This window comes from Butyrivibrio proteoclasticus B316 (assembly GCF_000145035.1).
Classification (GTDB): domain Bacteria; phylum Bacillota; class Clostridia; order Lachnospirales; family Lachnospiraceae; genus Butyrivibrio; species Butyrivibrio proteoclasticus.
This window is the reverse complement of record NC_014387.1, coordinates 1,647,012-1,669,406: the sequence shown is the minus strand read 5'-3', so window position 1 is coordinate 1,669,406 and position 22,395 is coordinate 1,647,012. Positions and strand designations below refer to the sequence as shown.

18 protein-coding genes are annotated in these 22,395 nt (G+C 39.7%); 5 read left to right on the top strand and 13 right to left on the bottom strand.

Features of this window, described 5'->3' with window-relative positions; translation table 11 throughout:
- Position 1: 1 nt before the first annotated feature.
- The 9 genes from serC to BPR_RS19745 all read right to left on the bottom strand — a co-directional run bounded on the left by serC (position 2) and on the right by BPR_RS19745 (position 12,032).
- Positions 2-1,081, bottom strand: a complete 1,080-nt coding sequence (serC, locus tag BPR_RS06825; RefSeq protein WP_013280733.1) for a 3-phosphoserine/phosphohydroxythreonine transaminase — start codon at positions 1,079-1,081, stop codon at positions 2-4.
- A gap of 249 nt (positions 1,082-1,330) precedes the next feature.
- Complete coding sequence (locus BPR_RS06820) at positions 1,331-2,926, bottom strand: L,D-transpeptidase (protein ID WP_042256720.1); 1,596 nt, start codon at positions 2,924-2,926, stop codon at positions 1,331-1,333.
- 51 nt (positions 2,927-2,977) lie between these two features.
- The gene (gene ilvB, locus BPR_RS06815; RefSeq protein ID WP_013280731.1) at positions 2,978-4,660 is read right to left on the bottom strand and encodes a biosynthetic-type acetolactate synthase large subunit; all 1,683 of its coding nucleotides are present in this window, start codon (positions 4,658-4,660) and stop codon (positions 2,978-2,980) included.
- Positions 4,661-4,686: 26 nt separating this feature from the next.
- Complete coding sequence (ilvD, locus tag BPR_RS06810) at positions 4,687-6,360, bottom strand: dihydroxy-acid dehydratase (RefSeq protein WP_013280730.1); 1,674 nt, start codon at positions 6,358-6,360, stop codon at positions 4,687-4,689.
- Positions 6,361-6,374: 14 nt separating this feature from the next.
- On the bottom strand, positions 6,375-8,066 hold the full coding sequence (locus tag BPR_RS06805; RefSeq protein ID WP_013280729.1) for a glycosyltransferase family 39 protein: 1,692 nt from the start codon (positions 8,064-8,066) through the stop codon (positions 6,375-6,377).
- On the bottom strand, positions 8,041-9,144 hold the full coding sequence (gene leuB / locus BPR_RS06800; RefSeq protein ID WP_013280728.1) for a 3-isopropylmalate dehydrogenase: 1,104 nt from the start codon (positions 9,142-9,144) through the stop codon (positions 8,041-8,043). The genes BPR_RS06805 and leuB overlap by 26 nt, the downstream gene beginning before the upstream one ends.
- Positions 9,145-9,258: 114 nt before the next feature.
- The gene (yajC, locus tag BPR_RS06795) at positions 9,259-9,612 is read right to left on the bottom strand and encodes a preprotein translocase subunit YajC (RefSeq protein ID WP_013280727.1); all 354 of its coding nucleotides are present in this window, start codon (positions 9,610-9,612) and stop codon (positions 9,259-9,261) included.
- A gap of 69 nt (positions 9,613-9,681) precedes the next feature.
- Positions 9,682-10,863: a tRNA guanosine(34) transglycosylase Tgt gene (tgt, locus tag BPR_RS06790; RefSeq protein WP_013280726.1), complete on the bottom strand. Its 1,182-nt coding sequence runs from the start codon at positions 10,861-10,863 to the stop codon at positions 9,682-9,684.
- Between the two features lie 47 nt (positions 10,864-10,910).
- The gene (locus BPR_RS19745; RefSeq protein ID WP_013280725.1) at positions 10,911-12,032 is read right to left on the bottom strand and encodes a M15 family metallopeptidase; all 1,122 of its coding nucleotides are present in this window, start codon (positions 12,030-12,032) and stop codon (positions 10,911-10,913) included.
- A 220-nt stretch (positions 12,033-12,252) separates the two neighbouring features.
- On the opposite strand from BPR_RS19745, the gene aroC reads away from it, so the two are divergent.
- Complete coding sequence (gene aroC / locus BPR_RS06780; protein ID WP_013280724.1) at positions 12,253-13,359, top strand: chorismate synthase; 1,107 nt, start codon at positions 12,253-12,255, stop codon at positions 13,357-13,359.
- A 131-nt stretch (positions 13,360-13,490) separates the two neighbouring features.
- Here aroC and BPR_RS06775 read toward each other — a convergent pair whose 3' ends face one another.
- The gene (locus BPR_RS06775) at positions 13,491-14,555 is read right to left on the bottom strand and encodes a lactonase family protein (RefSeq protein ID WP_013280723.1); all 1,065 of its coding nucleotides are present in this window, start codon (positions 14,553-14,555) and stop codon (positions 13,491-13,493) included.
- A gap of 153 nt (positions 14,556-14,708) precedes the next feature.
- Between BPR_RS06775 and BPR_RS06770 the strand changes: the two genes are divergently transcribed.
- The 4 genes from BPR_RS06770 to BPR_RS06755 are packed head-to-tail and all read left to right on the top strand — an operon-like array spanning position 14,709 to position 18,443.
- Entirely contained in the window at positions 14,709-15,782 is a 1,074-nt protein-coding gene (locus BPR_RS06770; RefSeq protein WP_013280722.1) for an ABC transporter ATP-binding protein, read from the top strand.
- Between the two features lie 22 nt (positions 15,783-15,804).
- Positions 15,805-16,593 carry an ABC transporter permease gene (locus BPR_RS06765; protein ID WP_042257719.1) on the top strand — a complete coding sequence of 263 codons (789 nt, stop codon included), beginning with the start codon at positions 15,805-15,807 and terminating at the stop codon, positions 16,591-16,593.
- Position 16,594: 1 nt separating this feature from the next.
- Complete coding sequence (locus BPR_RS06760) at positions 16,595-17,371, top strand: ABC transporter permease (RefSeq protein ID WP_013280720.1); 777 nt, start codon at positions 16,595-16,597, stop codon at positions 17,369-17,371.
- 1 nt (position 17,372) lies between these two features.
- Positions 17,373-18,443, top strand: coding sequence for an ABC transporter substrate-binding protein (locus BPR_RS06755; protein WP_013280719.1), 1,071 nt, complete (start codon positions 17,373-17,375; stop codon positions 18,441-18,443).
- A 42-nt stretch (positions 18,444-18,485) separates the two neighbouring features.
- Here the strand turns inward: BPR_RS06755 and BPR_RS19740 are convergent, their stop codons facing one another.
- The 3 genes from BPR_RS19740 to BPR_RS06740 form a co-directional block, all read right to left on the bottom strand.
- Entirely contained in the window at positions 18,486-19,868 is a 1,383-nt protein-coding gene (locus BPR_RS19740; protein WP_167531155.1) for a glycoside hydrolase family 25 protein, read from the bottom strand.
- 81 nt (positions 19,869-19,949) lie between these two features.
- On the bottom strand, positions 19,950-21,056 hold the full coding sequence (locus BPR_RS19735) for a class II aldolase/adducin family protein (protein WP_013280717.1): 1,107 nt from the start codon (positions 21,054-21,056) through the stop codon (positions 19,950-19,952).
- A gap of 87 nt (positions 21,057-21,143) precedes the next feature.
- Positions 21,144-22,388: a glutamate-5-semialdehyde dehydrogenase gene (locus tag BPR_RS06740; RefSeq protein ID WP_013280716.1), complete on the bottom strand. Its 1,245-nt coding sequence runs from the start codon at positions 22,386-22,388 to the stop codon at positions 21,144-21,146.
- Positions 22,389-22,395 lie beyond the last annotated feature (7 nt).

Here is a 22,395-nt window from a genome sequence, read left to right as displayed (position 1 = left end):
ATCAATTGTTCTTTTCAAATTCATCCATGAAGTCAACAAGCTTCTGAACACCCTCGATAGGCATTGCATTGTAGATACTTGCTCTCATTCCGCCTACAGTTCTGTGTCCCTTAAGGCTTACAAAGCCTGCCTTTGTAGCTTCTGCTATAAACTTAGCATTAAGCTCCTCGCTGTCTGTAACAAATGGCACATTCATAAGAGAACGATCCTCAGGTCTTACTGTCCCCTTAAACATCTTGCTCTGATCAAGATAATCATAGAGAATCTTGGCTTTGGCTTCATTTCTCTTCTTCATTTCCTCGAGGCCTCCCTGCTCTTTGAGCCATTTGAACACAAGGCCGCACATATAAATGCTCCAGCAGTTAGGTGTGTTATATAAAGATCCGTTATCTGCCTGTGTTTTCCACTTGAGCATTGTAGGTGTGTAGGATGGAACATCATCTGTTATGAGGTCTTCCCTGATAATGCTGATGACAAGTCCGGCTGGTCCTACGTTTTTCTGAACTCCACCGTAGATAACGCCATACTTGGTAACATCTACAGGTTCTGATAAAAAGCAGGATGAAACATCCGAAACAAGAATATGGCCCTTGGTATTAGGAAGTGTCTTAAACTTAGTTCCATAAATCGTATTATTCTCGCAAATGTATACATAATCAGCATCTTCCGGAATATCCAGATCTGAACAATCAGGGATATATGAGAATGTCTTGTCTGCACTCGAGGCCACTTCTATAGCTTCGCCATATTTCTGTGCTTCCTGATAAGCTTTCTTGGCCCACTGTCCGGTGATAATGTATGCAGCCTTCTTATTCTTCATAAGATTAAGGGGAATAGCTGCAAACTGTTGGCTTGCTCCGCCCTGTAAAAATAGCACCTTGTAGTTATCAGGGATATTCATAAGATCTCTGATATCCTGTTCAGCAGTCTGGATAACATTATCAAAGGTCTTGGATCTGTGGCTCATCTCGTTGATAGACATTCCACATCCATTGTAATCAAGCATCTCTGCAGCAGCCTGTTTGAGAACCTCCTCAGGTAAAACTGCTGGTCCGGCAGAAAAATTGTAAACTCGTGACATATATTACTCCTCCTGATCATGTATTTTGGCTACATTAACGATTAATAGATAAAATTCTTTATCCGTTTAAACTGATAAATTCAAGCCTTAAAAACATTGTATTATCAAAAAAAAATTTGTCAATATCGTCATTCAATAATTAATGTTATTAAATGATTTATTTTGACAAATTTCTAGTAATTTTACAAAAAATACTGGTAGTTTTCGGATAAAAAAACTACCAGTAATAATTTAGTCTTCAAGTATTTATCAGTAATACAGGACAACAGGTGTCCCAACCTCTACAACTTCCCACAGAAGTGATACTTTTTCTTCAGGACAATTTATGCATCCATGAGATCCGTCAGTTTTATATATTTCTTCGCCAAATTTGCTGCGCCAGTTTGCATCATGAATGCCAACTCCTTTATTAACACCAAGCCAGTAATTCACATAAGACACATAGTCAGCGCCCCTCAAATAAGTGTGATAGCGTTTATTGTATACATCAAAAATTCCGGTAGGCGTAGCGCGTCCTCTATTAACATTGCCGGTAACAACAGGCATATCCATATTGAGAATGCCATCCACATAGTAATAAAGGTGCTGTTTGTTCATATCCACTTCAATGTATGTTTTTCCGAGCATTTCTTTGGCATTAAACTCTCTAATGCCTTTCACAAAAATATCCCCGGTGCCTTCTTCAGAAGCATCTACCGCTCTCTCCTCGGTATCCAAGCTGCCGCTTACAAGAAATGCATTCTTAACACTTTTAAATACCGCATTTCTGTCAACAAGCGACCCATCGCCTTTTTTACCATTTCCAATGAGAATGATATCTGAAACTCCCTTTCTATAGCGTTCCATACACCAGCCTGTGGTATATTTATCAGCAAGTTCCTCAGCATAGGCATAAATCCTGCTCTCGGATATTATGATATTACCGTTTTCATCTTCTATGAGACCGTTGTTGTCATAAAAACTATCTTCTTCAGACAGTTCTTTTTCTTCACCACCAACAATAAACAAACCTTGTCCATCGCCCTTTTTGGTGTTCTTTTCAGAAAGTGCCTCCTCAAGATCTCCGCTAGTAAGGAAAAAGCTGCATATATCATTAGGGGTGACTATAATCTTCTCACTGAAAATACCAAAAGATATATCTTTGGACTGAAGCTCGTTAATCTTATCAAATTCACGAACTATGTCCTCATGTTCAACGGCAATTAAGCTTGATATATCCTCATAGTTATTTTGGGAATACTCAGTTACAGTACCAGTCTGTATCTCATACACCTTAGAAAGATCGATTTCTGTCTGATACCTGTATATGGCATCCAAAACATTAAAAACTATATTTTGCATAATGGGGAAGTTGTCATAATTGGATTCGATTTCATAGCCATTATCCCCTTTAACAAGTTTGGCATAAAGTTCATCATTGGACGTAAGTACATCCCAATTCTGAAGCTTGTAGGCAAGAAGATCCTCATCAAATGAAATGTTTGGAGCTATTTCACTTTCAAGATTCTTTTTGCGATACAGAGTCTGCCACCACTTAAATCCTCCTCTGCACTCCATTATCACACCAAGAGAAGGTTTAAATGAATAATGCATGTCTATGTCATCTGCTGAGATAAAGAGCTCTTCCCCTGAAATATCTATTACTCTTATTCCATCATAAGGATACTTATTAACAAGTTCCTCATTGACCTCATCAATTGACTTACCGGTGCAATAAATGTCACCGATCCAAATAAACGCAGGAAAAACACCCTCGTACCACAAACTTAAGAATACGTAGAGTGATCCACCCGCAACCAAAACGCACGCTATAATAAGCGCTGCTATCAGGCCTCTTTTTTTCATTTTGCTCCTCAAAACAATACCATTTATTTCACACAATAAAGCTTTCTGTGATCATTCAGACTTAGAAGATAGATCCTTCTCATCAAAAGCATCACTAATAGATGCTCCAGCTGGAACCATAGGAAATACCTTATCGTCTTCTTCTATTATACAATCAATAAGCACAGGTTTATCAGATTTTAGAGCTTTTTTGAGTGCAGGAACAACTTCACTCTTCTTGGTCACACGAATAGCCATGCAGCCAAGTCCCTCTGCAACCTTGCAATAGTCTACTTTATCATGGAACACTGTCTGAGAATAGTGCTGTTCATAGAATAAAGTCTGCCACTGTCTTACCATGCCAAGAACACTGTTATTTATAACAATTTCAATAACAGGAAGATCATATCTTGACGCTGTAGCAAGTTCATTCATATTCATTCTAAAACATCCGTCACCGGCAATATTGATCACATGCTTATCGGGATTGGCGACCTTGGCTCCTATGCAAGCTCCAAGGCCATAGCCCATTGTGCCAAGTCCTCCACTTGTAAGGAAAGTTCTCGGCTCTCTATATTTATAATACTGAGCAGCCCACATTTGATGCTGTCCAACATCAGTTGTAATGATAGCATCTCCCTTAGTCAGCTTATCAAGTTCCTCGATAATATAAGGACAGGTAAGTTTACTTGTATCATAGGAAAGTGGATATTTTTCTTTATACTCATCAATTTTAGCCAGCCACTGGCTGTGATCCATCTGATCAAGCTTGGAATTGATGCACTCAAGAACTTTCTTAAGGTCTCCAACTATAGCATAATTAACATGAATATTCTTGTTGATCTCGGCAGCATCTATATCAATCTGAAGAATCTTGGCCTTAGAAGCAAACGTCTTGGCATTACCTGTAACTCTGTCTGAAAATCTTGCACCAAGAGTTATTAAAAGATCACATTCACTTACACCAAAATTAGATGTTTTAGTACCATGCATACCTATCATTCCGGTATAAAGCTTATTGGTACCGTCAAAAGCACCTTTGCCCATTAAGGTATCGCAAACAGGTGCCTGAACAAGCTCAGCAAATTTCTTTAGTTCCTCAGATGCTCCTGAAATTACTGCCCCGCCACCGACATAAATATATGGTCTTTTAGAAGCCTTGATCATCTTGACAGCAGTATTAATATCATCTGTCTTAAAAGTCTTTGCCGGCTCTTCATCAGCTATTACAACAGGTCTGAAATCACAGGTTTTGGCAGTAACATCTTTTGTAATATCAACCAGAACAGGTCCCGGTCTTCCACTTCTTGCAATCTTAAATGCCTTGCGAATAGTATCAGCCAGTTCTTTAACATCTTTTACAATGTACCCATGCTTGGTAATCGGCATAGTAATACCGGCAATGTCAACCTCCTGAAAGGAATCCTTTCCCAAAAGAGGAAGGGTAACATTGCAGGTTATAGCAACCATGGGAACAGAATCCATGTATGCTGTAGCAATTCCGGTTACGAGATTAGTTGAACCGGGTCCGCTTGTAGCAAAGCAAACCCCAACCTTTCCTGTGGATCTAGCATAGCCATCAGCTGCATGGGCAGCCCCTTGTTCATGGCTGGTCAGAATGTGCAAAAAGTTATCACTTTGCTTATACAATTCGTCATAAATATTTAATATAGTTCCCCCAGGATATCCAAAGATTGTGTTAACTCCCTGTTCCTTGAGACATTCAAGAACAATCTGTGCTCCGGTAAGCTGCATTTTTTCATACTCCTTCTAAGACAAAATTATTTCTTAATTTCCAGAATAGCTCCTCTGTTACCTGATGTAACAAGTTCTCTATAACGAGCAAGATAACCTGTATTAACCTTAGGTTCTCTTGGCTGCCATTTTTCTCTTCTCTTAGCTAGTTCTTCATCAGAAACCTTAACATTAAGGGCATTGTTAGGAATATCAATGCTGATAATATCTCCCTCTTCAATAAGAGCAATCGGTCCACCCACAGCCGCCTCAGGGGACACATGTCCAATAGAGGCTCCGCGGCTCGCTCCGGAAAATCTTCCATCAGTAATCAGTGCTACGGTTGAGCCAAGTCCCATACCGGCAATTGCAGATGTAGGATTGAGCATTTCTCTCATACCTGGGCCACCCTTAGGTCCTTCATATCTGATAACCACAACATCTCCTGCTACAATCTTACCCCCAAGAATAGCAGAAATCGCATCTTCTTCACAGTCAAATACTCTTGCAGGTCCTTCATGTGTCATCATCTCAGGAGCAACAGCTGACTTTTTGACAATACCTGTATCAGGAGCGATATTTCCCTTGAGAACGGCTATTCCGCCTGACTGCATATATGGGTTCTCAATTGGTCTGATCACCTCAGGATTAAGGTTTCTGACACCTTCAAGGTTTTCTTTGATAGTCTTACCTGTGGCTGTGATCACATCTGTATTGATAAGATTCTTCTTAACGAGTTCGCTCATTACTGCAAGCACACCGCCTGCTTCATTTAAGTCTTCCATATATGTAGGGCCGGCAGGTGCAAGATGGCACAGATTAGGAGTCTTTGCAGAAACTTCATTGGCTATTTCCATATCAAGCTCAACTCCTGCTTCATGGGCAATAGCAGGTAAATGAAGCATCGTATTTGTAGAACATCCAAGAGCCATATCCATAGCCATTGCATTCATGAACGCTTCCCTTGTCATAATATCTTTAGGTCTTATATTCTTCTCTATAAGGTTCATTACTGCATAGCCTGCATGCTTGGCAAGTCTGATGCGGGCTGAATAAACAGCCGGAATTGTACCATTTCCGGGAAGTCCCATTCCAATAGCCTCTGTAAGACAGTTCATAGAGTTAGCTGTATACATACCGGAGCAGGATCCACATGTAGGGCATGCCTTTTCTTCATATTCGCAGAGCTTCTCAGGAGTCATCTTGCCGGCAGAAACACTTCCAACGGCCTCAAACATAGATGAAAGAGATGTCTTGTGTCCATCAACTCTTCCAGCCATCATTGGACCACCGGAAACAAATACGGTCGGAATATTCACTCTGGCTGCAGCCATCAAAAGGCCGGGAACATTCTTGTCACAGTTTGGAATGCATACCATTCCATCAAAAGCATGTGCTTTGGCAAGACACTCGGTACTATCAGCGATAAGATCCCTGGTAACCAGAGAATACTTCATTCCAACATGTCCCATAGCAATACCATCGCATACTGCAATAGCAGGAACAACTACAGGCATACCACCCGCTTCAGCAACCGCAAGCTTAACAGCTTCTGTAATCTTATCAAGGTTCATGTGCCCCGGAACTATCTCGTTATATGAGCTTACAATACCAACAAGAGGTTTTCTTCTCTCTTCCTCAGTAAATCCAAGAGCATTAAATAAACTTCTGTGTGGAGCCTGTTGAAGGCCTTCCATAACTCTGTCACTGTTCTTAGCCATAATACTTTTCTCCTTTACCTCGTATATAGAATAATTGAATCATTTTCATATTGGATATGCATAGTATCAAGATATTCCCAATCAATGGTTTCATAGCTCTGATAAAACCTTGAGGCATATTCCCCATTATAGCCGGGAGTCATCAGATTTCTATCAAGTATAACAACATCACATCCATTAACATTTGTATTAGGACAATCAATATCAAATGCAAAATTCAAAAGATAGTCCTGATCAATATCAAGAACACAAGGATTCTTTCTGTGAGAAATATCAGCAATGTACATTGCATTTAGAATATCATTTTCTCTTGTGGCAATCTGTGAAGTATATGTCTTATCAAATAACCTCACTACAAACAATAATATTATTACTGCCACCGGGATATAAACACCTATTCCATCATACCATTTACCTGTGCTCTTAACATATTCATTTTCTCTATGAGTTTCAGACTGTCTGTCATCGCCTACATACTTGTTGTATGATCTGACACCGACATTTATAACCTTTTCCACTGTGGAACATATGCATATTGTCATAATAAAAGAACCATAGCCAAAGCCCCTAAGTGACGGCAGATTATGCGTACTGATAAGAATAAGGATAACATAGCCAATGTTAATGATAGCCATCAGGTTCAATACTGTTCTGCTATATGCAAAATGCCTTATGCATTCAGTTATCATAATTATAAGACCGCTAATGATAAATCCAAGAAGGATAAGCCATAGTCCCGGAAGCATATAGTTGAGCAGATCTACTATCCAGGTTAAAAACATATCCCTGAAAAGATCAACTTCTCCAATGCTCATTCTGCGTTGATCATTCATAAAACGAATTCCCGTGCCAAGAGCCTGTACAGGATTCCTGATAAGAACAGTCAGGTCAGTATCACCAAAAAACTGCGAGCCTTCCGTACCTATAAGTTGTCTTGCCCCTACCATCAGCCAAATAACTGTATAAAGCATCAACGTTGAAAAGATACACACGCCGACAGATGCAAGAAAGCTATTAAGTTTTCGAAGATAAATATTCTCCGAATCGCTATCGTATACCTGCCTGCTCCTAAATCCGTTAATAAACAGGAAAACCAGCGCTGTAAGACAAACAGGAACAGCCCAGTATATACTGCTCGGGGTTGTATATACGCCGTATACTACGCATATTATAAAAGTAACTACATGAATCTTCTTGGTCTCACCGAGCTTGCAGATTTCCGTAATACAATAAAAGGCAAGCAGAAAACAAAAAGTCGCAAGTGTATACCCGCGCCCCTGCACGGCATAATCGCTGACAACCTGCATAGAAGCATATAGAACTGTCGCCCCAAAGGGCATTGCGTGTGTAAAGTATTTTTTACAAATTCTGTATACCAGGATAAGATTACTGATTGCACAGATAAATGAAACACCGCGTAGCCCTATATAATTATTACCAAAATAGTTCAAAAATGCAGATAATACAGAATAACCAATGTGATTATTGGGTGAAGGCCAGTTCATCGCCGAATACAAAGGCCCATTATTTATAAAAAGAAAAAAGCTCTCAAGTTCTTCATGCTGAGGAGTTATAACAAACATTCTCCACAGATAATACGCTGCCATTCCAATGACAAAAAGCGTAGCCGCCATAGTTTCAGGATCATGAGGCAGTATTTCATATACTTTCTTTTCAGTTTTAGCAATTAGTAATTCGTCCTGCAATTAAGTCTCCCATCTGGCTACATGTAGTTTTGGTAAACTTATCTTCACATCCCTTAGGCATGAGATCAACGCTTCGGTAACCATCTTTAAGTATTTCTTTAACAGCCTCTTCAATAGCATCAGCTTCTTTATCGAGGTTAAATGAATATCTGAGCATCATGGCTGCTGAGAGAATGGTTGCTATTGGATTTGCTATATTCTGACCGGCAATATCAGGTGCGCTTCCATGACTTGGCTCATACAATCCAAAGCTAGAATCGTTTAATGACGCACTAGGAAGCATACCTATTGATCCTGTGATCATGCTGGCTTCATCTGATAAAATGTCTCCAAACATGTTCTCAGTGAGCACAACATCAAACTGTGATGGATCTTTGACCAGCTGCATTGCGCAGTTATCAACAAGCATATGAGAAAGAGTAACATCCGGGTAATCAAGAGCTACCTCTTCCACAACTTTTCTCCAAAGTCTTGAAGAATCAAGCACATTGGCTTTATCAACGCTGATCACGTTCTTCCTGCGCTTTCTTGCTACATCAAAAGCTTTAACAGCAATTCTCCTGATCTCGCTTTCTTTGTAAACAAGCGTATCAGTGGCAACCATTTCACCGTCAACTTCCTCGGTCTTCCTGTCACCAAAATAGAGTCCGCCTGTAAGCTCTCGCATTATAAGCATGTCAAATCCCTTTTCCCCAGTGGCTTCCTTAAGTGGGCAGGCATCCTTGAGTTCAGGATATAAATATGCCGGTCTCAAATTTGCAAACAGATTAAGAGACTTACGAAGCTTAAGAAGTCCGGCTTCCGGACGCAGATGTGGAGGAAGCTTATACCATGGAGATGTAGAAGTATTTCCGCCAATAGATCCCATGAGAACAGCGTCTGCAGCCTTAGCATCTGCAATAGCCTGATCTGTCAAAGGTTCACCACAGGCATCGATAGAGCATCCTCCCATCAGAATATCTTTATACTCAATCTCATGACCGAATACAGCACATACTTTATCAAGCACCTTTTTGGCCTCAGTAACTATTTCTGGTCCTATACCATCCCCCGGAATACAGGTAACATTCATCTTCATACTGCTTCTCCTCCTAATATTTTGTCACGTCATAAATTTAACGTGTGACAGTGACATTTTTTCAAAAAAACCTGATTGGGAGTACCAACCAGGCTTTTCTCGATACAAATCTAATTACTTCTTCTTAGAATCTGTTGACTCTGAATTTGTAGCGATTGCATCCTCAGGCTTCTCAACCTCTACGATAGCTTCCTTGTACATAGGAATACGGCAGTTCTTGTTGCTACCGAACTCAACAATTACCATATCATCAGTAATATCAAGGATAACACCGACAAATCCGCCTGTTGTTCTAACTGTATCGCCTACAGCAAGTGAAGCAAGTGTCTGAGCTTTCTGCTTCTGCTCTTTCCTCTGAGGACGGATCATAATAAAGTATAAAAATCCGAATAAAACAACATAAATAGCAATAATAAACAATGTGTTAACTGAAGAAGCTGCTGCTTCTGAAGTCAAAAGTAATCCCATAACATCCTCCAAACAAAAATATAATATACCAAAACATATTACTAAAAATATGTTTTAAATTCAAGTAATTTATCCTTTTCTCCAGTTCTTGTCAATATTGGCATACTCAGTGTTGACAACTGAATCAAATTCCTGCATTCCGTATAGCTTATTTTTCTTGTATTCCTGGAATCTTCCTGCGTCAATGGCATCTCTTATTTCTTCCATCATATGATTGTAGAAATATAGATTATGAAGAACGCAAAGTCTAAGTCCAAGCATCTCACCTGATTTGAGAAGATGTCTTATATAAGCCTTGGAATAACGTCTGCAAGCCGGACACTTACAGCCTTCTTCAATAGGAGTATCATCAAGTTCATACCTTGCATTTAAAAGATTGATGTGACCTCTGTTTGTGTACAGATGACCATGTCTTCCATTTCTGCTTGGGTATACGCAGTCAAAGAAGTCAACTCCTCTTTCTACAGCTTCAAGAATATTTGCAGGTGTTCCGACTCCCATAAGATATGTTGGCTTATTCTCAGGAAGGTAAGGAACAACTGTCTCAAGAACATGATACATTTCCTCATGTGACTCACCAACTGCAAGTCCGCCTACTGCGTATCCATCAAGATCAAGCTCGCTGATCCTCTTTGCATGTTCTATTCTGATGTCGTCAAAAATCGCACCCTGATTGATACCAAAAAGCATCTGGTCATGATTAACCGTATATTCAAGACTGTTAAGCCTGTCCATCTCTTTTTTGCAGCGTTCAAGCCATCTCGTAGTTCTGTCAACTGACATCTGGACATATTCATGTTCAGCCTTGGCAGAAGGACATTCATCAAACGCCATCGCAATAGTTGACCCAAGATGTGACTGGATACGCATACTCTCCTCAGGCCCCATAAACAATTTGTGGCCATCTATATGAGAATGGAAATATACGCCTTCTTCCTTGATCTTCCTGGTCTTGGCAAGAGAAAAGACCTGGAATCCGCCGGAATCTGTCAAAATAGGCTTATTGCATGACATAAATTTATGTAATCCGCCCATTCTGTAGACCACGTCATCTCCTGGTCTTAAATGCAAATGATAAGTATTGGAAAGAACAACCTGAGTGTCAATACCCTCAAGGTCCTCAGTAGAAACGCCGCCCTTGATTGCAGCAACTGTTGCTACATTCATAAATACAGGAGTCTGAACTGTGCCATGAACAGTTGTAAATTCAGCTCTTTTTGCGCTGCCATCTTTTTTAAGAATTTTGTACATATAAATAATAACCTCTGGATCTAAATACTATGCCGGGGTCTGTTTGATCACTCTACGTAATTACTCCAGAACTCTTCCAGGCACATACCATTTTGAGCCATAACACTCGCCGCGTCAACTCCAACATATCTAAAGTGCCATGGTTCAAACTCTATACTGGTTATTTCTTCTTTTCCTGCCGGGTATCTTAAAATAAATCCATATTTATAACTATTATCTGCCAGCCATCTACCTGCAGCAGTATTTCCAAAGCCCTCATCAAGGCTTGAATATCCATCAGTTATGATATCAATCGCAAGTCCAACCTGATGTTCAGATGAGCCTGGCACTGTTACAGCCTGAGAAGCAAGGTTATAAGCATCCATATAGGACATACCGGCATCCATATATCTGTTAACTTTATTTGTAAAGAGCATTGTCTGCCTGTCCATATCCCTATAAGGAGAACATATGATAAGACTAACCCCATCATTTCTTGCAGCCTTCATCATGTCCAGAAGAGGCTGAATTATTCTCTCGTCGCACCTCATACTGCCACTTATTGTTCCAAGTGGAAAATCATAATCATCAGGTATTGGATGCTGCTTATTAACAAGCATAATCTTCCAATCATCTCTGTTAAAAGAAATATCATGGTAAGCATCATCTGTCGCAAGAGCAACGTTTTCATCGTCTATGACAATCTCAGAGCCATCGTCGAATCCTGCCTCAAGAATATCATCAAGAGAAGCCTGATTGTCCTGATTAAGATGGTCAGCTTCAGTTACATCGGGGTTAACTATCTCCTGCGTCTCGATAAGAACCTCTGAATCCAGTTCCACCTGCTGTGCAAGTTCCACATCAGATTCAGCGATTTCTTCATCCGAAATAATTACATCACCTGTAGTACTGTCATCATGAATGATTTCAGAATCAAAACTGATATTAAGCGACATAGCCGGATATGAAAAACTACTACTGGAAATGAAAAATAAGACAATACAAGCAAGACAGGTAAATCTTTTAACATTCCTGTAGAAATAAAAAGCAATATTATAAGTAATAATAGCTATAAAAGCATAAGCCAAACCAAACAAAGAAAGGTATTTATGTTTACGGTTAAACATCCCCACTTTGCTGATGATTCTCTCTTTATAAGAGATCTTCTTCTGCAAATTACTGGCATTCATATCGGAAATCCCCTCTTATTTCAGATATTGTGCACTAAAATAGAATTACAAATTTGATTATATAACGTTTTCACAGAAAATTCACTATTTTTTTGATAATAATTCACTCTTATAAATCATCGTACACGCCTCATTATTATTTCAAATTTGATTCTTATTGGATATAACATATGATAGAATAAGTGATGATTACTAGATTATAAGAGAAAAGAGGCCGTATATGTCAGGATCTATCATAGGTAAAAACATTCAAATCTCAACATGGGGCGAATCACATGGGAAAGCCCTCGGTGTAGTTGTAGACGGTTTTCCGGCAGGTATGGAGTTGTGTGAGGAGGACATACAGAAATTTTTGGACAGAAGAAAGCCAGGTACTTCCTCTGCTACCACACCTCGTAAAGAAGACGACCTTGTCGAGATAATGTCAGGCGTTTTTGAAGGCAAGACAACAGGAACTCCCATATCAATGCTTGTAAGAAACACTTCTCAGAAATCTTCAGACTATAGTGAGATTGCAGAGTATTACAGACCAGGGCATGCTGATTACGGCTTTGATACCAAGTATGGATTTAGAGATTACAGAGGTGGCGGCAGATCGTCAGGTCGTGAAACTATAGGTCGTGTTGCTGCAGGCGCGCTTTGTGAAAAGCTTCTTGGTCAGATGGGTATATCTGTTTGTGCATATACAAAAGCCATAGGATCCGTAGAGATAGATTATTCCAAGTTTGATAAAGATGCGATAGCTCAGAATCCTACAGCAATGCCTGATTCAGAGGCTGATCAAAAAGCAATGGATCTGATTTCACAGGCACGTAGCGATCAGGATTCTCTGGGAGGAGTAATTGAATGTTGTATTAAGGGAGTCCCCGCAGGTGTAGGCGAACCTGTTTTTGATAAGCTTGATGCTATCCTTGCAAGAAGTGTTATGAGTATCGGCGCTGTGAAGGCCGTCGAGATTGGAGACGGAACAAGGGTATCATCTTATTACGGCTCTGATAATAATGATGCCTTTAGTATATCAAAAGGCAATATTGTCAAAGAAACAAATCACTCAGGCGGAATACTTGGCGGAATCTCTGATGGAAGCGATATAGTTTTAAGGGCCTATGTAAAGCCTACTCCCAGCATTGCAAGAACCCAGCATACAATAAATAAGTCAGGCAACAACATAGAAATTAACATTAAGGGAAGGCATGACCCCGTAGTAGTTCCAAGAGCTGTTGTAGTAGTAGAAACCATGTGTGCTCACGCTATACTTGATCTGATGATATCCAACATGTCAGCCAAATCCGAGAATATAATTAGTTTTTATAGAAACAACAAATAAAAAGAAAAAGAAAACTCTCCCACCAATTTTCAGGATATATTAGTGGAAAGAGTTTTCTTTTTTGCTATATCTCGTTTAAGGAATGTAAAATAGTGCTACAGTTTCTGAACATTATCAATATATATTTTGCATCAGCCTTCAAGTTTGTGGAACACAATACAGTTAGGTCTTGAAATTGGCATCTCCGGTCCATTCATGACCATTGTGCCCTTATCCATATCTACTGTAAAGAATGTCATTGAATCTGACTCATGATTCAGTGAAACAAGATGCTTGTTATCAGGGAAAAGAGCTGCATCCTTAGGATACTCTCCTGCGACAGGAAGGCAAATCTTCTCTGTTAAAAGACCTGTCTCTTTGTCTACTTTATATACAAGAACATTGTTCTCTCCAGCTGTGGAGCTTACAAGGTAGTTGTAATCCTCAGAGAAAGTAAGCGCTGAACTTGCAACACCGATAGAATCTGACTCTGCTGAATTGGAAACAGACTGGATCTTGTTAAACTCAGGGTCTCCATTATTATCTACATATTCATAAACTTCTATAGCACATTTCTGCTCAAGGCATACATAAAGGAATTTGCCTTCCTTGGAGAACTGCATATGTCTCGGAGATGATTCCTGATCACAGTGGATCACATCAACCTCTTTGATCTTACCGGTTTCATGATCAAGTGAATAAACATTAACTCTGTCCATACCAAGATCAGCCGCAAGAAGATATTTATTATCCTTGGACACCTTGATGCACTGAACATGAGGAACATGGTTACGTCCTGCTGCAGTTCCAAGTCCCTTGTGGTATCTCTCATCAGTAATTTCACCGATACTGCCATCATCGTTAAGTCTGAGGATTGTAACCTTACCGTCATGATATCCGGCTGTTACAAGGAAATTGTCAGTCTGATCCTCGTTGAGATAACATCCTCTCATACCGTTGATAGACGCTTCATTAAGAAACTCTAGGCTTCCGTCCTCAAGAATATGATATGATTCAACACCAGCATCCGTGATTGAATATAAAGTCTTATTGTCGTGGGAAATACCTATATATGATGAATTGGTAATCTCAACCTTCTGCTTCTCAGTGAGTCTTCCATTCTTAAGATCTACATCGTAGATTCTGATTCCATACTTAGTGCCAAGACCTGATGTATAACTAGACACATAAGCAACATATTTATCTTTTCCAGCCATTGTTAGCCTTCCTCCTAGAACTATCCTATATATTTCACATTTTATCACACCAGTTTGAAACTTTAAATATAAAAAGTATTTGACTCTGCATTATTCTTTATTACAATAAAGTAGATTGAATAAATATAAATATAAGTAGGAGTACTACAAACAATGAGCAAAGACCTTATTACTCTTGAACATATTTCCAAATCATACGACGGTCAGATGATACTTGATGACCTGAGTCTTTCGATTTACGAAAATTCTTTTGTTACCCTGTTAGGTCCAAGTGGCTGTGGCAAAACTACCACACTCAGGATCATTGGAGGATTTGAAAAGCCTGATCAGGGACGTGTTATTTTCGACGGTCAGGATATCACAAATCTTGCGCCTAATAAAAGACAACTCAATACTGTATTTCAAAAATATGCTCTTTTTACACATATGACAATTGCTGAGAATATTGCTTTTGGTCTTAAGATCAAGAATAAATCAGACAGCTATATCAAGGATAAGATCAAATATGCCTTAAAGCTTGTCAATCTTGAAGGCTTTGAGAACAGAATGCCCGATTCATTATCAGGTGGTCAGCAACAGAGAATTGCCATAGCCAGAGCCATTGTCAATGAGCCAAAGGTTTTATTACTTGATGAGCCGCTTGGCGCACTGGATCTCAAGATGCGCCAGGACATGCAGTACGAGCTAAAAAGGCTCAAGGACGAGCTTGGCATTACTTTCATATATGTAACACACGATCAGGAAGAGGCCCTCACCATGTCTGACCACATTGTTGTAATGAATCAAGGGTACATTCAGCAGGAGGGATCTCCTGAGACAATTTATAATGAGCCTGAAAACGCCTTTGTTGCTGACTTTATCGGTGATAGCAACATCATCAGATCTACAATGATAAGAGATGAACTTGTTGATATTCTTGGCGCCAAATTTGCCTGTGTAGATAAGGGATTTGGTGAAAATAAGCCTGTCGATGTAGTAATACGTCCTGAAGATGTAGAACTTGTTGCCCCTGAGGCCGGTACTATAAGCGGCGTAGTAACAGATCTTACCTTCAAGGGTGTCCATTACGAGATGGATGTACAGGCAAATGGATATGAATGGCTTGTTCATTCAACCAGACTTTCTGAAGTTGGCAGCCATGTCGGCATTAAGGTTGATCCTTTTAATATTCAGATAATGAATGTTCCTGCTTCTGAGGATGAGGAGGCAATAAGTGAAACTGTTTAAAACAAGAAAAAGCGCAGGCCTTATGGCTTCTCCATATATTGCCTGGGCAATCATTTTCATAGTTGTACCACTGTGCATGGTCTTTTACTATGGCCTTACTAATTCAGATGGTGCTTTTACTTTAGATAATATAGCCACTATTATTAAGCCCGGTTACCTCAAGGCGCTTAAAAGATCGATCATCCTTGCGATCATCAGCACACTGGTGTGCTTTTTGCTGTCCTATCCTCTTGGAATGATACTTGCATCCATGAAACTTAAAAAGAATGCATATATAGTCACTTTATTCATTCTTCCTATGTGGATGAACTTTTTATTAAGGACACTTACATGGATGACTCTGCTTGAAGGAAAAGGTGTGATAAATACAGTTCTTGAATTCATGCACCTTCCTACACTTAACATTATTAATACAAACAGTGCGATCGTCCTTGGTATGGTATACAATTTCCTGCCATTCATGATCCTGCCTATTTATAATGCCCTTAACAGAATTGATGAAAATGTTATAAATGCCGCAAGGGACCTGGGCGCCGGAACAGTGCAGACATTCCTTAGGATTACACTTCCTCTTTCAATGCCCGGTATTCTCAGCGGAATCACAATGGTATTTATTCCTGCTCTGACAACTTTTGCTATTTCTACAATGCTTGGAGGATCAAAGATTCTGTTGATCGGCAACATTATTGAACAGGAATTCACTCAGCTCTATGACTGGCACCTTGGAAGCGGCCTTTCTATAGTGCTAATGATCTTTATCATTCTAAACATGATAATAGAAAACTTATCAGATAATGGAGGAAACAACTAAGATGAAAAAAGTTCTGGAGAGAATTTATCTTGCCATTATCCTGATCTTCATGTACGCTCCTATCCTGACTCTCATTGTGCTGTCATTTAATTCCAGCAAATCGAGAGCAAAATGGGGCGGTTTTACGCTGAACTGGTACATAAACCTCTTATCTGACGAAGCTGTTGCAAGCGCGCTATTTAATACTCTGTCGATTGCAGTACTTGCCACAGTCTTTTCTACCATCATTGGAACCTTTACCTGCATTGCTATGATTGGCTTATCATCCAAAATAAGATCAGCAATCATGGGTATAACCAATATTCCAATGATCAATGCAGATATAGTAACCGGTATTTCCCTGATGCTGTTATTCAGGTTCCTTCACATCAGTTCAGGATTTACTACTATTCTACTGGCTCATATAACTTTTAACATTCCTTTTGTAATGCTGAGCGTTATGCCAAGGGTCAAGAACATAAATTTCTATGTTTATGAGGCAGCACTTGATCTTGGAGCTTCAAGACCCTACGCCTTTATTAAGACTATTCTGCCCGACCTTGTACCCGGTATTATATCAGGTGCACTGATGGCCTTTACCATGTCACTTGATGACTTTATCATTACCTATTTTACAAAAGGCTCAGGTTTTGAAACATTGTCAACACTTATATATAACGAAGTAAAACGAGGCATTCAGCCTGAAATCTATGCCCTCTCTGCCCTTATCTTCATAGTAGTACTAGTTCTTCTCATGATTGTATACAGAGCACCACAGGCAAAGACTAAGGAGAAATAAAATGAGAAAAGGAATTGTATCATGTCTTTTGACAGCAGCGATTTTAACTCAGATTCTCACCGGCTGCGAGAAGAGTGATTATACTAAATATCCCAATGGTAAACTCTATGTTTATAACTGGGGTGAATATATTGATGAGGATGTAATAAGCCAATTTGAGGAAGAATACGGAATAGATGTTATCTACGATATGTTCGAGACCAATGAGATCATGTATGCCAAACTGGCCCAGGATAATTCTGCTTACGATGTAGTTTGTCCTTCCGATTACATGATTCAAAAGCTTATTGAAAACGACATGTTAAAAGAGCTTAACTTTGACAATATCCCTAATTCTGTAAATATCGGAAGCCAGTATTACGAACAGTCCAGAGATTTTGATCCGGAAAACAAATATTCAGTACCCTATTGTTGGGGAACTGTTGGTATTCTCTATAACAAGACTATGGTAGATGATGTAGTAGACAGTTGGGATATTCTCTGGGATTCAAAATACAACGGTCAAATACTGATGCAGGATTCTGTCAGAGATGCCATGATGGTTGCTCTTCTCAAAAATGGATATTCATTAAACACTACAGATCCTTCCGAGATTCAAATAGCAACTGATGATCTCATTAAGCAAAAGCCTCTGGTTCAGGCCTACGTTGTCGACCAGGTCAGAGATAAAATGATTGGCGGTGAGGCAGCCCTTGGAGTTATCTATTCAGGAGAAGCTATTTATACTGCAAGAGAGAACCCTGATCTTGTATATGTAGTTCCCAAGGAAGGAACAAATGTCTGGATTGATTCATGGGTTATCACCAAAGAATCAAAAAATGCAGAAAACGCTGAAAAATGGATTGATTTCATGTGCAGAGGTGATATAGCTCTCAAGAATTTCGAGTACATCACCTACTCCACTCCTAATGAAGTAGCTAAAGATAATATCGAGGATGAAGACATCAGAAATTCCAAGGTGGCATTCCCCGACCTTGATTCATTTCCTACTGAGTCCTACAAATATCTGGGCTATGACGCAGACAGACTCTATAATGACGCATGGATGGAAGTAAAATCCGCAGATTATTAATAATAAGCGAGTAGAAAAACAGTTATTTTTCTACTCGCTTTTTTATTTAAGTACATTCATGTCAACATTTCCACTTATTCCAGCGACATGTCCCTTTGAGGTATACTGCCACATATCGTATCTGGTTGCTCCATAAGTCGGAATATCTACATACTGAGCAAGCCATATCTGATTATCCAGAAAGGATGCAGTACTGATCCTATTCTCAAACCACAGCTTATTTGAGTAAATGCCGGTAGTATATCCGGCATTTTTTATTGTAGAAAGGAATGCTCTGCACACAGCATTTCTCTCTTCAACACTGATAGCATCTCCTCTTCCGTTGCTCTTCTCCACATCCAGATACACCGGCATCTGCAAGCTGTATCCGCTTAGCAGTTCCAGAACCATTGACGCCTCTTCTACAGCCTCTGCTTCATTAACAGCCTGTGTAAAAAAGTACACTCCTGTACTAATACCGGCACTCTGTGCTCCGGCCATATTAGTATAATAAAGCGGATCTATTACAAGGGCCCCTGAGCTTGATCCTCTATACCCACATCTTATGATGGCAAAATCAACTCCATCATTTTTTACGGCATTCCAATCTATAGTTCCATTGTGTTTGGATACATCTATGCCCTTAGAGCCGCTATGAGCTGCTATATATTGAGGGTCTGAAGCTATCGCAGGTGCAGTTGCAGGCGCTGGTGCTGTAATTGTTCCACCTTCAGCTCCCTTATAATCAGATTTAGAATTCTCTGCAGCCGCAGTTTCAGCTTCTATCTGTGCAAGAAGATCCTCTGCATCCTCTGACAGATCATCCTCCTGAAGTTCTGTAGCAGGCGCAGTCTCTGCCTGGCTATTGCCCTTATCAGTACTTACCGATATGTCAGTAGTCTGATCTGCGTCCTGAACCTTAGTATCTTCCTCTGCGACATTGATCTGAGATTCATCCTTGATCTCATCCTTAATATCAACTTTGGCATATTCAATAGAATCAGAGACAGTAATTGTCTGTGATTTATCTGCGTGATAATTTTTATTGTCTGAAGTTATGTCTGAAAGGAAAACAGTGTAATCTCCTGCTTCAACATATGGAATATAGATAATTCCATCCTTATCAGAATCAGTATAATCCATTGTCTTATTACTACTCTTAACTGTAACTGTAAAATTTACATCCGGTATAAGTTTATCAGAAGATGCATTTAACAGCTTGATCTTAAGGTCATCACGGATTGAACGAAGAGAAATATAAACCGCGATATCCTCCGGCTCTGAAATAGTATTCTCCCCTGTACTCTTTTCTTCTATTCCATTTTCCTGTCTTAGTTCATCTCCATCTATAAGCCCAAGATCCAGGGCTTCCAGATTTGATACAGACTGAAAAATAGAACTATTGTCGGTATCAGCTATATCTTCTGTATCATTATTGAAAGACATAATTAAAAACCCTACAGGAATAATTACCAGTAGGGCAAAAATTACAGTTATAAGTACTATCTGAGTTTTTTTATACATTGATCAATTACCTTTTTTATCCGCAAGCTTGGAATAGGACTTCCTATAATGCCTATTCATCTTGTAACTCTCCCAGAATGAAAGATAATGTCCTTCTCCATTACGCATAACAGCAATGTATGCTATGCAGCCCTTATCAAGCACGATTGCTACTGCCATTGCATCATCATAGGTTGAACCGACACAATAAGCACCATCGTTAAGCGAAAAAACTGCATTAACATTTTTCCTGATATTATGATAGCTCTGTCCATCCTTGCCATGCTCATTGCTCGGAACCTTAACGCTATATCCGATAAGCTGGGCAAAATCATCAAGAAGAGGTCTCATATGACTTGCTCTTCGAGATACAGTCATTACAGCTTCCGACTTATTGTGGACTATATATTTAACGTCAGGTCGTCTCTTGTAGATTTTCTCATGAATCTCTTTTACCCTGATTGGTGTATCAGGGCTGTCGTATACTATAACGCCGTTTTCAAGATGACTGTTATAGCCGGTACAAACTCCATGAGTCATGTCAGTCTTACAAACATCAACAAGAAAATTGTGACTTGCAACTTCCATTTTCTTGGCTTCAAATACTGCATCATCAGCTGTTGCTCCCATACAGATAGTTCCGTGATTGGCCATTATAAGGCCGTTAGCATCAGGAAATTTCTTAATAGTTTCAGCTACATTAGTTGCCAGTTTCTCAGTACCTGGAAGTGCATAAGGTGCCACCGGAATAACTACATCTGTATCATCAAAGTAAGTAAGAACCTTCTTAAGACCAAGCGTTCCGACGCATGAAGCATAAACCTGATGCGTGTGAACAATAAAATCTACATCCGGACGAGCCTTATAGCAGGCGGCATGTACAGCCTTCTCACTTGAAGGTAGCACATCCCCTTCATAAGATAAATCATTAATGTTCACCTTAACGATCATCTCAGGTGTAAGATCTTCGTATTTAATTCCGCTTGGTGTGATAAGAAAAGAACTATCATCAACCCTCTGGCTGATGTTACCCCATGTACGAACTAAAAGGCCTGCATCATGTAATTGCCTTGATACCTCAATAATGAGCTTTCTGGCCACAAGAAGCTCTTCATTAGTTGTTATTGCCATATTCCCAACAAACCCCAATTTCAAAAATTTTACTGCATTTTTTATCTTACTATTTTTGCTCTGTGATTTCCACCCAAAAAATCACATTCAGCCCCTTATCTGGCCATTTCCCACTATTCTGTATTTATAAGAAGTAAGCTCCTTAAGTCCCATTGGTCCTCTGGCATGGAGCTTTTGTGTACTGATTCCGATTTCGGCACCAAAGCCAAATTCAAAGCCATCTGTAAACCTGGTAGAGGCATTAACATAAACGCATGCTGCGTCAACTTCATTCAAAAACTTTTTGGCTGTCTCTTCATTTTCAGTAATGATAGCTTCTGAATGTCCTGTATTATATTTGTTGATATGTGAAATAGCCTCTGAAACATCAGATACAGTTTTAACAGAGATGATGTAGTCAAGATACTCTTTTCCAAAGTCTTCTTCATTTGCAGGAACAGCTCCAGTAAGAATTTCTCTCGCAGCAGCATCAGCTCTTACTTCTACATTCTTCTCTTTCATTGCAGCGCCAAATAATGGCAGAAACTTATCTTTGATGTCCTTGTGAACGACAAGGGATTCTGCAGCATTACAAACGCCAATTCTCTGGGTTTTGGCGTTGATGATGATAGGGATGGCTTTATCCAGATCTGCATCCTTATCTACATATATATGACAGTTTCCTGTACCTGTTTCAATTACAGGAATAGTTGAGTTTTCAACTACTGCGCTTATAAGTCTCGCGCTTCCTCTGGGAATCAGAACATCAACATATTCCTTCATCTGCATGAACTGTGTAGTGACAGCCCTGTCTGTGGCTTCTATTAACTGAACCGCATCTGGATTAATGTTCTCTTCTTTTAGCGCATCTCTTATGACAGTTGTAATAGCAATATTAGAATTTATTGCATCACTTCCGCCCTTTAGGATTACAGCGTTTCCGGATTTAAAGGTAAGTCCGAAAGCATCTGCAGTAACATTTGGCCTTGATTCGTATATTATTCCGATTACGCCAAACGGAACTCTTACCTTGGAAATTTCAAGTCCATTTGGCCTTACAAAGTGCTCTATTTCTGTTCCGATAGGATCTTCAAGCTCAGCAACCTGTCTAAGTCCCTCTGCCATGGCTTCAATACGTTTTCCGTCAAGTTTAAGCCTGTCCAGCATTCCCTGATGCATTCCATTAGAAAGGCCATTGTCATAGTCTTTTCTATTGGCTTCAATAATAAAATCGGTTCTCTTTACAAGTGCATCTGCCACGCTGATCAGCGCCTTATTCTTGGCCTGTGTGCTCAGCTTCTGTACTTCATACTTAACGTCTTTGGCTCTCCTGCAGATCTCTACTAATTCCATACCCTCT